The sequence below is a fragment of the Acetobacter sp. A11-2 genome (genome assembly GCF_040208445.1).
GTDB lineage: Bacteria > Pseudomonadota > Alphaproteobacteria > Acetobacterales > Acetobacteraceae > Acetobacter > Acetobacter oryzoeni.
This window is the reverse complement of sequence record NZ_CP157843.1, coordinates 849815-862347: the sequence shown is the minus strand read 5'-3', so window position 1 is coordinate 862347 and position 12533 is coordinate 849815. Positions and strand designations below refer to the sequence as shown.

Genomic DNA, 12533 nt, shown 5'->3' with positions numbered 1-12533 from the left:
ACAGTTAGGGCGTTTTCCTGCGCTGGACCGGGTTGAGTATCCGGCGGACCTGCGCAATCTCTCGGTTGAGCAGCTCAAGCAGGTTGCGGATGAACTGCGGGCCGAGACGGTGGACGCGGTTTCCACCACAGGGGGGCACCTTGGGGCTTCCTTGGGTGTTGTGGAGCTGACGGTTGCCCTGCATGCGGTGTTTGATACCCCAGATGACAAGGTGATCTGGGATGTGGGCCATCAGGCCTACCCCCACAAGATTCTGACCGGCCGGCGTGACCGTATCCGCACCCTGCGCCAGCCGGGCGGCCTGTCCGGCTTTACCCGCCGCGCAGAAAGCCAATACGATCCGTTTGGCGCGGCCCATTCCTCCACCTCCATTTCCGCCGGACTCGGCATGGCCGTGGCCCACCACCTGCGGGCGGAGGAAGACCCCAGCTACCGCGAACGCAATGTGATTGCCGTGATTGGCGATGGCTCCATTTCCGCCGGCATGGCGTATGAGGCCATGAACAACGCCGCCGTGGCTGGCCCCGGTGCGGAACGGCTGATTGTCATCCTGAACGACAACGAGATGTCCATTGCCCCGCCTGTGGGGGCCATGTCGAACTACCTGTCGCGCCTGATGTCTTCCCGCAAGTTCATGGGGCTGCGCGAACTGGCCGGCAAGTTTGTGAAAAAACTGCCCGCCCCTGTGGAACGCACGGCCCGCAAGGCCGATGAATATGCCCGCGGCATGATTACCGGCGGCACGCTGTTTGAAGAGCTGGGCTTTTACTACGTTGGCCCCGTGGATGGGCATGATCTGCCGCAGCTGGTCTCTATCCTGCGCAACCTGCGCGATACAGATAACGGCCCCATCATGCTGCATGTCATCACGGAAAAAGGCCACGGCTATCAGCCGGCCGAAAAAGCCGGAGACAAGTATCACGCCGTTGCCAAGTTCAACGTGGTCACCGGTGAGCAGAAAAAAGGCCCCGCAGGCCCGCCGAGCTACACATCCGTGTTTTCCCGCGAGCTCACACGCCGTGCGGCCACCGATAACAAGATTGCCGCCATTACCGCCGCCATGCCTTCTGGCACGGGGCTGGATGCCTTTGCCAAGGCCTACCCGGACCGGTTTTTTGATGTGGGCATTGCCGAGCAGCATGCCGTAACCTTTGCCGCCGGCATGGCCACCGAAGGGCTGCGCCCGTTCTGCGCCATTTATTCCACCTTCCTCCAGCGCGCCTATGACCAGGTGATGCACGATGTGGTGCTGCAAAAGCTGCCCGTGCGCTTTGCCATTGACCGCGCCGGACTGGTGGGCGCCGATGGCGCCACCCATGCAGGCTCCTTCGACATTGCCTATCTGGGCTGCCTGCCGGGCATGACCATCATGGCCCCATCGGATGAGCTGGAACTGCTGCACATGACGGCCACCGCCGCCCTGTTTGATGAAGGCCCGATTGCCCTGCGCTACCCGCGTGGCAGTGGCCTTGGGCTGGACCTGCCCGCAGAAGGCACACCGCTGGAAATTGGCAAAGGCCGCATCATCCGTGAAATGGGTGGGCAGTCCGGGCCGGAAAAAGGTGGCGTGGCCATTCTCTCGCTTGGCCCGCGTCTGGCCGAGTGCCTGAAAGCCGCAGACATGCTGGCCGCCCGTGGCCTGCCGCCCACCGTGGCGGATGCCCGCTTTGCCAAGCCGTTTGATACGGAACTGGTGGAAAATCTGGCCCGCAACCATGCCGTGCTGATTACCATTGAGGAAGGTTCGGAAGGTGGCTTTGGCTCCCTTGTCGGGCACCATCTGGCCCGCACCGGCCTGCTCGATAACGTGCGTTTCCGCCCCCTCACCCTGCCAGACCGCTTCATCGACCATAACACCCAGGCCGCCCAATACGCCGAGGCCGGCCTCTCCGCACCACACATCGTCGGAACCGCTCTAAGCGCGTTGGGCGTTGATTTTACGGAACAGATGGCCTGACTGGATATGGCTCGACGTCGTGTTGACCAGCTTCTTGTAGACAGGGGGCTGGTTGAAAGCCGCACAAAAGCACAAGCTCTCATTATGGCTGGGCTTGTGTTTTCTGGTGAAAAACGTGTTGCTAAAGCCGGAGATCAGGTTCCTGAAGATGCGCCGTTGCAAGTGCGTGGGCAGGAGCATCCTTGGGTGTCCCGCGGCGGCTGCAAGCTGGCTCATGCCATTGAGCACTTTGGCCTTTCCCCAGAAGGACGGGTCTGCTTGGATGTTGGCGCTTCAACCGGTGGGTTTACAGATGTGCTCCTTACCCATGGAGCCAAGCATGTTTACGCTGTTGATGTCGGGCACGGGCAACTGGCATGGAAACTGCGGTCTGACCCACGCGTAACTGTGCTAGAAAAGTGCAACGCCCGATATCTAGATAACACAACCATACCAGAAGCCCCTTCTGTGGTTGTATGTGATGCCAGCTTTATCGGCCTGCGCACGGTGCTTCCTGCTGCACTGGCTCTTACCTCAGAAAATGCTTGGGCTGTCGCGTTGATCAAACCCCAATTTGAAGCTGGGCGCGATCAGATCGGAGCCAAAGGCGTTGTGCGGGACCCTGCGGTGCATGACGCTGTTTGCGAAACCATTTTTTCTTGGTGGAGCGCCCTCCCGGGCTGGAAAGTGCTGGGCATTGAACCTAGCCCTATTACTGGGCCAGAAGGGAATAGAGAGTTCCTTATTGCAGCTCAACGCACCTAACCAGTACGGCCAATTGTAACACTAAATTAAATTTTCAGGTTTCCCTGCCTTTTTTGCATGGCAGCACATCAATTTTTTTGCCACATTTCTTTGTGATCATTCCATCAGTTATCACTAAGAATAAGGGCAAGCATCTCATGCGCAAAATTGCAGGTCTGTTTGGCGTCGCCTGCCTTGCATTTACCAGCAGCCAGGCTCTGGCAGCTCCAATTTTTCATTCTGCATCCCACAGTTCTGATTCTGTTCAAAATATGCAGGCAACGGAAGTTGGGAATACGCTATTACGTGGATATGAACAGGACGGCTTGATCCTGCATGATGATGTCCGCGCAGGCACGCTTTCAATTCAGGCAGATCCAGCAACACTCCAAGCGCATGATTCCAATACGAACAATCGCTATCGACTGGCCATGAAAGATGTTCTTTCTGCCGCAGCAACATATGCGTATCTATATTTTGGCCAGAACCCTGATGCGCGAGAAGTTACTGTATCTGCCAATATTCAGACGGATGGCTTCACTCCTGCTAGCGCCAACTCCGCAGATACAGCAGAACCTGCCATGACTTTAGAAATTGCACGGCCAGCCTTCCCTATCTCTGCTGATACCAAGCCTGATTCATATTCCGCACAAACTATTGGCATGATTCTGGATGGTATGGATGCTTCCAAAATCACCATAGCTCCTTGGCTACGCTCGGCACTTAAAGAGAGCAATTAATGCGTAAGAGTTGCTGCCCATAACGTATACTGGTGCGCATATATAAAAGAGGCTGGTATCTATCAGCCTCTTTTTTTGTTATACCCGCTTTCCTTTTCCTTTATGTAGCAGCATGTCCGCAATGTCTTCCCGCACTTATACTTCCACATCAGCTGACGCTAACAGTTCAGCCCTTACCGATCTGAACGCGGAAGAACGTTCACGCATTTTGGCCAAGGCTGCGCTTTTTAGCCCCCCCTCCGCCACTCTATCCGATGGACGGAGAGATCTGGTTGGGCTTTCACGCGATGAACTTACGGATATTCTGACGGAAATTGGTGAAAAACCCTTCCGCACCAAACAGCTCTGGCACTGGATTTATCATCAAGGTGTGACCGACTTTTCTCGGATGAGCACTATCGCCAAGCCGCTTCAGCAAAAATTGGCTGAACGGTTTATTATCGGGCGCCCAGAAGCCGCGACTGTGCAAACATCATCGGATGATACACGTAAATTTCTATTTCGTTTTCGTGATGGGCAGGAAGCTGAAACTGTTTACATTCCTGATAGGCGGGAAGACCGGGGAGCTGTCTGCATCTCATCGCAAGTTGGGTGCACACTTTCCTGCACCTTTTGCCATACAGGCACGCAAAAGCTGGTGCGTAACCTTGGGGCGGCAGAAATTGTCAGTCAGTTCATGGCTGCGCGAGATTTCTACGGAGAATGGCCCAGCCCCAAAGGCGAAACGCCTCGCCTTCTCTCCACCATCGTACTGATGGGTATGGGGGAGCCACTTTACAATTATGAAAATGTTGCCAAAGCCATGAAAATCATCATGGATGGCGAAGGCATTGGGCTTTCTCGTCGGCGCATCACACTTTCCACCTCTGGCGTTGTGCCTCTCATGGATCGGTGCGGAGATGAACTCGGGATCAATCTGGCGGTTTCCCTGCACGCCGTTCGAAATGATCTGCGCGATGAAATTGTGCCGCTCAACAGAAAGTACCCAATTGAGGAAGTGCTGGCGGCCTGCCGGCGCTACCCCGCTGCCAGCAATGCCCGCCGCATTACGTTTGAATACATTATGCTGCGCGGCATCAACGATAGTGAAGCCGATGCGCGCGAGCTTGTGCGCCTGATTTCTGGCATTCCAGCAAAAGTAAACCTTATTCCATTCAATCCGTGGCCGGGGAGCGATTACAAGCCCTCCACGCGGGAGCAGCAAAACCGGTTTGCAGAAATTGTTATGAATGCAGGATTTGCTTCTCCTATTCGCACCCCTCGTGGACGAGATATTCTGGCTGCCTGCGGGCAATTAAAAACGGCAAGTGAACGCGCCCACGCAAGTTCTGTACCTGTTTCGGAATAATTTTTCCGCATAAACAGCCCTTGGTGGGCGAATGCACTCTGGTTACGCGCCTCCTGCAGTGATAGGAGGAAAGCCATAGTTACAGATTTATATATCAGGAGATCTGCCTCATGGGCCCGACTTCCGCCCGGAAAGACGTTAAAAAGGTTGTTCTGGCTTACTCTGGTGGCCTGGATACGTCTGTTATCCTTCGCTGGCTCCAGAACACCTATGGTTGCGAGGTTGTTACCTTTACGGCTGACCTGGGCCAAGGGGAAGAACTGGAACCAGCCCGCAAAAAAGCGGAAATGTTTGGCGTAAAAGAAATCTTTGTTGAAGATCTACGCGAAACATTTGTGAAGGACTTTGTCTTTCCCATGTTCCGGGCCAATACCCTGTACGAAGGCCAGTATCTTCTGGGCACATCCATTGCACGCCCATTGATTGCACAGCGCCAGATTGAAATTGCAGAAGCAGTTGGCGCAGATGCCGTGGCACATGGCGCAACCGGCAAAGGCAACGATCAGGTTCGTTTTGAGCTGGCATATTATGCCCTTAAGCCAGACATCACGGTTATTGCCCCTTGGCGGGAATGGGATCTGACATCCCGCACGCGTCTGCTGGCTTTTGCTGAAGAAAATCAGATTCCGATTGCCAAAGACAAGCGCGGTGAAGCCCCCTTCTCTGTAGATGCCAACCTGCTGCATTCTTCTTCCGAAGGGAAAGTTCTGGAAGACCCTGCCGTTGCTCCAGAAGAAATTGTGTTTCAGCGCACAATCTCTCCAGAAGCAGCACCAGATAAGCCCACAGAAATCACCATTGATTTTGTAAGCGGTGACCCCGTTGCCATTAACGGCGTGGCTATGTCTCCCGCTACGTTGCTGACACGCCTGAACGAGTTGGGCAAAGAAAACGGTATCGGCCGTTTGGACATGGTGGAAAACCGCTTTGTTGGCATGAAATCCCGCGGGATTTATGAAACACCCGGTGGCACCATCCTGCTGACAGCCCATCGCAGCATGGAATCAATCACGCTGGATCGCGAAGCCATGCATCTTAAAGATAGCCTGATGCCGCGCTACGCTTCCATTCTGTATAATGGCCTCTGGTTCTCCCCGGAACGGCGGATGCTGCAGGCTCTTATTGATGCCTCCCAGCATTCCGTTACTGGGCGTGTTCGCCTCAAACTGTACAAGGGCAATGTTATCTGTGTTGGGCGCGAAAGCCCGAACAGCCTGTATGATGCCCGTGTTGTAACGTTTGAAGACGATGAAGGCGCATACAACCAGCAGGATGCTCAAGGCTTTATCAAGCTGAACGCACTCCGCCTGCGTCTGGGCGCGCAGATCGGGCGTAAAGGTGGTGCCCTATAGGGCACCACTTTTCCACCATCCATCAGAAGGTGTTGAAGAAGATCATGATCCGTCGCTTTTCTCTTATCCCCTGCATGCTTGCGGCCAGCTTGGCCGTATCACTTACGGCCTGTGGTTCTCACAAGGAAGAACAGGAACTTACGCCTGCTCAGCAGATGGAAAAGCTGCGCTCAGCACCTGGCGTAACTGTTCTGAAAGATGGCTTGGCCTATAAAGTTCTGGAATCCGGCCCCAAGGATGGTGAGCAGCCTCGCCCGGGTGACGGCATGATGCTTATTTATGAAGGCCGACTGCCAGATGGTTCTATCTTTGATAGTTCTGATCAGCACGGCAGCGGTGCCTATATGCAGATGCCTCTTGCTGGTCTGATTCAGGGCTGGATGGAAGCTCTGCCCTTGATGCATGTTGGTGATACGTGGATGCTGTATGTGCCGCCAGAACTTGGTTATGGGCATAAATCCATGGGTATTATCCCTTCTGACAGCCCGCTCATTTTCCGCATCCAGCTTTTGGGTGTGGAACATGCACATAATTCGCCCTGATATAAACTCTCCTGATAATGCGGGTTCCTGAACTTCAGGAACCCGCTTGGGTTTTTGCCCATGCTTGCTTCACGCTTTGCGTATCGCCTTTTATGTAGTGGCATGTTGCTTTTTGTAGCCGCATGTTCTCCTAAAAGCGGCTCCAGCCTTTACGGCACCAATTGCGGCATTTGCCATCATGGTGGTGATGGCATGCCGGGCTCTGTTCCCCCACTTGTCAACCGCATTGACCAGATTGCCAGCACCCCAGAAGGGCGCAAATATCTGGCTGATGTGCTTATGAATGGCGTAAGTGGGCCTATAAAAGCCAATGGTGCGCCTTATAGCGCAGAAATGCCTCCCTTCCGCTACCTTAAAGATGAAGAAGTAGCGGCTATTCTGACTTGGCTTTCACAACGTGGAAACCTAAAACCTGCCCCAACAATAAGCGCGGCAGAGATTGCAACGGCGCGGGCTGACAGAAAATCAGCTGGCAAAGTAGCAGGCGAACGGGAAGAACTGGATCGCACACATCCAATCCCATAATCTGTTCCCATAACATGTGGTGATACTTTTCTTATGCAGCGTATTTTTTCTGGTATTCAGCCATCTGGTGTTCCCCAACTTGGCAATTATCTTGGGGCAATTCGAAACTGGGTTAATTTGCAGGCAAACTATGAATGCATTTTTTGCCTTGTAGACATGCACGCCATTACCGTGTGGCAGGACCCGGAAAAACTACGCGAACATACCTTAACACAGGCTGCTATCCTGCTTGCTGCGGGCATTGATGCTGACAAGCACATTCTCTTCAACCAGTCTGCAGTTTCTGCCCATGCGCGGCTGGCGTGGATTTTTAATTGCGTTGCTCGGATAGGTTGGCTGAACCGTATGACGCAATTTAAGGATAAAGCAGGGAAAGACCGCGAAAATCATTCGGCTGGCCTATACGTGTACCCTAACCTTATGGCCGCGGATATTTTGGCGTATAAAGCGACACATGTTCCGGTGGGCGAAGACCAGAAACAACATCTGGAGCTTACCAATGATATCGCCCAAAAATTCAACCACGATTACAAGGTAGAGTTTTTTCCGCAGGTAGAACCTCTTATTCCACCCACAGCCGCGCGTATCATGAGCTTACGTGATGGCACCAAAAAGATGTCCAAATCGGACCCCTCAGCACAAAGCCGGATTGAATTAACAGACGATGCTGATGCAATTGCTTTAAAAATCCGTCGTGCAAAAACTGACTCTGAACCTCTACCTGAAGATATCACCGGCCTTGCGGATCGTCCGGAAGCAAAAAATCTTGTTTCCATTTACGCAGCCTTGGCCGATATTTCTGCTGAGCAGGTACTACAAGAGCATGCGGGGCAAGGCTTTGGCCCATTTAAAGCTGCGCTGACAGAAATTGTTGTCAACGCCATTGCCCCCATAGGGCAAGAAACGACACGGCTTTTGCAGGATGAAAGCTATTTGCTGAATACGTTGCGTTCAGGCGCACAACGCGCACGGAGCATTGCGGAACCTATTGTTTCCGAAGCTGAAAAACTTGTTGGCTTTCTAAAATAAACGAAATCAATATTACTTTTTCTCAGCAGATATCCGGGCATTTTCAATAATGCCCGGCACTGCCAAAGCAATTAGAACAATTGCAACTATAAATAGAATATATTTTTGGCAATAGGCATATCCTAAGGCGCCTAATACACCACCCACAATAAAACAAACCACTATTTGTGCATGTAACCATAAGCGTTTTTTAATAATATCCAAATATTCACTATCAACTTGATGATAAAAAGATTCAAGCCAATCCGATATTTCTATTCCAAGATCCGTCAACATTCCAGTAACGTGAGTTGTACGAACAACAGATCCTGAAATACGGGTAACTGTAGCGTTTTGTAAGCCCATAACAAAACTTAGAACTAACGCAGCCCCACCATCAGGCACGCCAACCTGTGTAAACCAAATGGATTTCACGCCTAAGGCTACCAAAATAGCTGCCTCTAAAACCAAGCTAAAAGCATATACCGCGCCCCACCCTTTGCGACGTCCCATGTTAACAAGAATGGTGCAAACAATCGCACCTAAAACAAAGCTGACAATTAAAGCCAAACTTAAAAAAGCTGCTCTCATATCTAAAGCATTTATCTTAAGAGCCAAGCTAGATGCATTGCCTGTCATATTGGCGCAGTAATATCCAAATTGCAGAAAACCCAGCACGTTTACAGTCCCCGCCACAACAGCAAGAGAACTACCGAGTTGTCGGTTCATCTGAAAACTGCGCTGACTTTTTTCTCGCAATAGCATAATCAAGAATTTCTCCGCTTTAATGATGCAAAGCAATGCCATTACCCTGTTTTTTTTACACTTTTTACGTAAGAAGCCCCTTGCCAAATGCCTGGGAGACAGATATTAAGCTCGCACAAACCGGGTGCGTAGCTCAGCGGTAGAGCATCGCCTTCACACGGCGGGGGTCACAGGTTCAATCCCTGTCGCACCCACCACGGTTTTTCCTAGATTTCTGCGGGTTTTAGACAATTCTTTGCTGGTGTGAGTGTGTCACTCTGAACCACGGAATGTCATTTTGCACCACGTTTTTTCATCAAAATCCGTGCCAAATCCGTGCCACTATTTTCCGATTCCTTTTCCCTTGTACCCATCCCCGACCCGTACTAGAATCACGGGGCTGCGGCGGCGTGGAAGGACACGCTAAACACGACAATAAAAGAAGCTGACCCGGCTTCTCTTGAACCACCAAGGGTATCGGCGTTAAGTCGTGGTGGATAATCGGACGCATAGCAGGTATCAAGCCCTGCCCGCAGCATGACACGAGGTGGGAAAGCTACCCCACGCACCTGATTGCAGTCAGGTAATTAAGCGCATAGGTTCCTGCGCCCAAGAGATCGGAGATTGCGTCCCGCGTGTCACCTCATGTTAATTTGTCGATCAGTTTTTAACGACAAGAAGCTTTGATGTTAACAGAACGGTGTTTCGTTAACATGAAGTCCCATGAAGTCAGAAGACGATAGAGCCATGATGCGTATATTCGCACAACTGTAGGCCTTCCACAGTCACACTCCTGAGTGCTTAATGCTGGTCCATTATAAATGGCGCAATCTGACCAATGCTTTTTTATCATCTAACCTTGTCTCTCAGGATTTTGCTTTAAGGCGCGAGAGGTTATAACGCCTGCAAGCCAAGAGCCTGTCCGCTACCTATGGCGGCTCTTGGTCAATTTCCGCGCCCAAACCCGGACCGCACTACCAGCAACCGCCAGCCTACAGCCAAGATGATGGTGGCGAGAAAAACTCCCCCGCCACCCAAAACCATCCCGCACTCAAAATCCGGCGTCATGCAGACTGGATGGCTGCGTTGTCAGCCTTGCACTTGGCAAAGATGGCTTCAATATCCGCCACCGTTGGGCCAGCCTTGCTCTTGGACTGTTCGATGGCCTGCTTCACCGTTTCGTAAACTTCCGGCCCGTATTTCTCGGCCAGACCTGCAACGGTGGTCACTACACCAAGGATAGCGCTGATTTCTGCTGCGTTCATGGTTAGTTTTTCCCTTCATATAGGCGCTGCTTCAGAAGGTAGCCTTCCAAGGCCCAGATCTTCTGGCGAGCATTCTCAAACGCGATATTGCGGCCGATTTCTTCATTGAAATTTTCAGGGGATGCGCAGGCGCTTTCTCCTGTTACGGTAAATCCGTTCGCCAGCGTCAAAACGCAAATCGTCAAAACCCCGCATTTAGGGCGCAGATACTCAATATCTTGGATTGTGTTGTTGATATGATCTGGAGTAATGCGCGGCGCATTGAGTCCCTTGGCTTGGATTTCCTGCTCAATTTTTGCGTCAGTTGCGTTCATATTATTTGCTCCCGCCAATAGCTGCACAGGCGTCCGGCGTGGTGCCAGTCTTCAGTCCTGCCCAGCAGGTTTCGAATGATGCGAAGTCTGTCTGCAATGCGGACACGGCTGTTTGTGTGATGCTATCGCCGCCCTCAATGGAGGTTTCCAGCGACTGAATTTCGTTGAACACCGACTGGCTTGCTGCTTTAGCAATGGCCTTCTGCGTATCAGTCAGCGCCACGCCGGGCACCTTGCCCGCCATCACATCCGGCATCGGGTTGGCCAGCACATGGAAGGCGCTGTCCACATCGAAAACAGCCTGATTTAGCTTGGCCTGCTTTGTCGTGCCGCAAGCAGCAAGGAGAGGCAGCAGCCCCAGAGCGAGAAGTGCTTTCTTCATTTCGTATCGTCTTTCGGAATGGTCACAACGGAACCGGGCCCAGCTTTGGGAGGTTCAACTTTGGAAGATGCCGCGCCCCGCAGCATGACGGCTGCGTTGGCTGCGTACTTCCAGTTGAGAGCAAGGAAGTTGATGATCCGGTAAACCAGCCAGAGCTTGCCAGACTGATTGGCCGGAAGCGGGATCAGGGTTGCCGCAAATCCTGCCGAGGCGAATACAGCGCAGGCATACAGCACCCACATTGCTTCCGGCTGTGGCAGGGCCGCAATAAGCGTGGGCATAGACAAGCCCGCGGCAACGGCCTTTGCTGTCTGTGCCAGAACTGCAGAGCGTTTTGGCGCTACGGGGACGGGTGCGTCAGTCATGTGCCATGCCGCCGCGCAAGCTGGGTGGGAGTGTGTTTACATCCACAACCTCAATCATGAGATTTCCGTTCGGGCTGCGATGCACGTCTTTCCGCAGATCTTCGCGCATTTCTTCCGCCATCATGCGCGCAATCCTGCGCAGTTCGTTTTCGGTGTAAAACCCCATAGGTTTCCTTTCTGAGTAATCGCCATGCCAACTGGCGCATAAGAGGCAGGAGAACCCGCCTCATGCATTGATGGCCTGCTGGAATAGAGATGTGTTTGCGCTGGCATTGGCCTGCCCCAACACCGTGTTGTAGTACTGCTTATGATAGGCACTGAGGGCTGCGGCATCTGTGGCCGAGGGCAATGGTTCAGGTGTGCGCAGGTATTGCACTCTGCACATGCAGGCTGAATAAGCCCTGTTCTGTACAAGGTTTTCTGCTCCAGGCAGACCAGTCAAACTGCTTGCCGCCAGAACGCGGTTAGCAAGATCGGGTCGGTAACGCAGAAAGTTCCGCCAGATATCATCGTGTGTTCTGGGTTCCATCTGGAACCAGCCCAGCGCAGGTCCGTTGATTTGCCGGTCATGGATAAACCCACTTTCGACAAGCCCTGTTCCTGTCACCAGATTAACTGCTGCTTCACCACTAAGGTTGATAGCTTCCAATGCTGGAAGAATAGTCAGGTGCTTGATGACAGAAAGGTTTGCTCCCCACACATATTTAGCAGTCATGCCGCCTCCATTTTGCGCGGGGGAAGAATGAACTGTGTCGCCTGCGACTGGGGTGCCGGTTGTGCAGGTGCATGTTTCCGATGCAGGAATTGTACGTTCCCGAACGCATAATCATCCCATGTCTGACTGGACAAAAGCGTTGCGCCAACAGCAGCAAGCACACCTACCAGGAAGCCAGCAATGGCAGTCCAGTATTTAATCTTCGCTGCAGCAGCGTTCGCATCAGCCTCGGATTTCTGCGCACGCGCCGCATCGGTCTGGGCCTGCAAAAGCTTTTGCTGTTCAATACGGTTACGCTCCTGCTGCGCTCCGTTCTGGGCTGCTAGTTGTTGCGAAAATACAGTGAGAGCTGCACGGTTTTGCGCTGATTCCTGCGCCCAATTTCTTTCTCGTTCCTGCCCTTGCGCTTCAATAGAAATCAAGCGTTCCAACATGGAACTTTGCCCAGACTTGAGAGATCCCAGATCATCTTCAACCTCATCCAGGCGCCGACCATGGCTGTACACAATTTCGCGCAGGTCACCATCAGTCACGCAGGGGGTTCCCGCGCTCT

Annotated in this window: 16 protein-coding genes and 1 tRNA gene; 9 read left to right on the top strand and 8 right to left on the bottom strand. The window is 52.7% G+C overall.

Annotated features, from left to right (window positions below):
• The first annotated feature begins 22 nt into the window (after positions 1-22).
• The 8 genes from dxs to trpS all read left to right on the top strand — a co-directional run bounded on the left by dxs (position 23) and on the right by trpS (position 8216).
• A complete protein-coding gene (gene dxs / locus ABNV41_RS04290) occupies positions 23-1957 on the top strand; it encodes a 1-deoxy-D-xylulose-5-phosphate synthase (RefSeq protein ID WP_349935095.1) in 1935 nt (644 codons plus the stop codon).
• A 6-nt stretch (positions 1958-1963) separates the two neighbouring features.
• Positions 1964-2701, top strand: coding sequence for a TlyA family RNA methyltransferase (locus tag ABNV41_RS04285; RefSeq protein WP_050819902.1), 738 nt, complete (start codon positions 1964-1966; stop codon positions 2699-2701).
• Positions 2702-2838: 137 nt separating this feature from the next.
• The gene (locus tag ABNV41_RS04280; RefSeq protein ID WP_050819903.1) at positions 2839-3420 is read left to right on the top strand and encodes a hypothetical protein; all 582 of its coding nucleotides are present in this window, start codon (positions 2839-2841) and stop codon (positions 3418-3420) included.
• A 121-nt stretch (positions 3421-3541) separates the two neighbouring features.
• Positions 3542-4768: a 23S rRNA (adenine(2503)-C(2))-methyltransferase RlmN gene (rlmN, locus tag ABNV41_RS04275; RefSeq protein ID WP_349935035.1), complete on the top strand. Its 1227-nt coding sequence runs from the start codon at positions 3542-3544 to the stop codon at positions 4766-4768.
• Positions 4769-4878: 110 nt separating this feature from the next.
• Complete coding sequence (locus ABNV41_RS04270) at positions 4879-6120, top strand: argininosuccinate synthase (RefSeq protein WP_003623870.1); 1242 nt, start codon at positions 4879-4881, stop codon at positions 6118-6120.
• A 44-nt stretch (positions 6121-6164) separates the two neighbouring features.
• The gene (locus tag ABNV41_RS04265) at positions 6165-6662 is read left to right on the top strand and encodes an FKBP-type peptidyl-prolyl cis-trans isomerase (RefSeq protein ID WP_012813070.1); all 498 of its coding nucleotides are present in this window, start codon (positions 6165-6167) and stop codon (positions 6660-6662) included.
• A gap of 60 nt (positions 6663-6722) precedes the next feature.
• On the top strand, positions 6723-7187 hold the full coding sequence (locus ABNV41_RS04260) for a cytochrome c (protein WP_050819906.1): 465 nt from the start codon (positions 6723-6725) through the stop codon (positions 7185-7187).
• A 33-nt stretch (positions 7188-7220) separates the two neighbouring features.
• Complete coding sequence (gene trpS / locus ABNV41_RS04255; RefSeq protein ID WP_050819907.1) at positions 7221-8216, top strand: tryptophan--tRNA ligase; 996 nt, start codon at positions 7221-7223, stop codon at positions 8214-8216.
• Positions 8217-8228: 12 nt separating this feature from the next.
• On the opposite strand, the gene ABNV41_RS04250 is transcribed toward trpS, so the two are convergent.
• Positions 8229-8960: a YoaK family protein gene (locus ABNV41_RS04250; RefSeq protein WP_087652168.1), complete on the bottom strand. Its 732-nt coding sequence runs from the start codon at positions 8958-8960 to the stop codon at positions 8229-8231.
• 122 nt (positions 8961-9082) lie between these two features.
• Between ABNV41_RS04250 and ABNV41_RS04245 the strand changes: the two genes are divergently transcribed.
• Positions 9083-9157, top strand: a tRNA-Val gene (locus tag ABNV41_RS04245).
• 846 nt (positions 9158-10003) lie between these two features.
• On the opposite strand, the gene ABNV41_RS04240 is transcribed toward ABNV41_RS04245, so the two are convergent.
• The 7 genes from ABNV41_RS04240 to ABNV41_RS04210 form a co-directional block, all read right to left on the bottom strand.
• Positions 10004-10204, bottom strand: coding sequence for a hypothetical protein (locus tag ABNV41_RS04240; protein WP_349935034.1), 201 nt, complete (start codon positions 10202-10204; stop codon positions 10004-10006).
• A gap of 2 nt (positions 10205-10206) precedes the next feature.
• Positions 10207-10518 carry a Gp49 family protein gene (locus tag ABNV41_RS04235; RefSeq protein ID WP_349935033.1) on the bottom strand — a complete coding sequence of 104 codons (312 nt, stop codon included), beginning with the start codon at positions 10516-10518 and terminating at the stop codon, positions 10207-10209.
• Between the two features lies 1 nt (position 10519).
• Entirely contained in the window at positions 10520-10900 is a 381-nt protein-coding gene (locus tag ABNV41_RS04230; RefSeq protein ID WP_349935032.1) for a hypothetical protein, read from the bottom strand.
• The gene (locus ABNV41_RS04225) at positions 10897-11265 is read right to left on the bottom strand and encodes a hypothetical protein (RefSeq protein ID WP_349935031.1); all 369 of its coding nucleotides are present in this window, start codon (positions 11263-11265) and stop codon (positions 10897-10899) included. The genes ABNV41_RS04230 and ABNV41_RS04225 overlap by 4 nt, the downstream gene beginning before the upstream one ends.
• Complete coding sequence (locus ABNV41_RS04220) at positions 11258-11389, bottom strand: hypothetical protein (RefSeq protein ID WP_349934551.1); 132 nt, start codon at positions 11387-11389, stop codon at positions 11258-11260. The genes ABNV41_RS04225 and ABNV41_RS04220 overlap by 8 nt, the downstream gene beginning before the upstream one ends.
• 102 nt (positions 11390-11491) lie before the next feature.
• Positions 11492-11980 (bottom strand): hypothetical protein, encoded by a 489-nt coding sequence (locus ABNV41_RS04215; RefSeq protein WP_050819915.1) that lies wholly within the window; start codon positions 11978-11980, stop codon positions 11492-11494.
• Positions 11977-12513, bottom strand: coding sequence for a hypothetical protein (locus ABNV41_RS04210; RefSeq protein ID WP_230844517.1), 537 nt, complete (start codon positions 12511-12513; stop codon positions 11977-11979). The genes ABNV41_RS04215 and ABNV41_RS04210 overlap by 4 nt, the downstream gene beginning before the upstream one ends.
• Between the last annotated feature and the right edge of the window lie 20 nt (positions 12514-12533).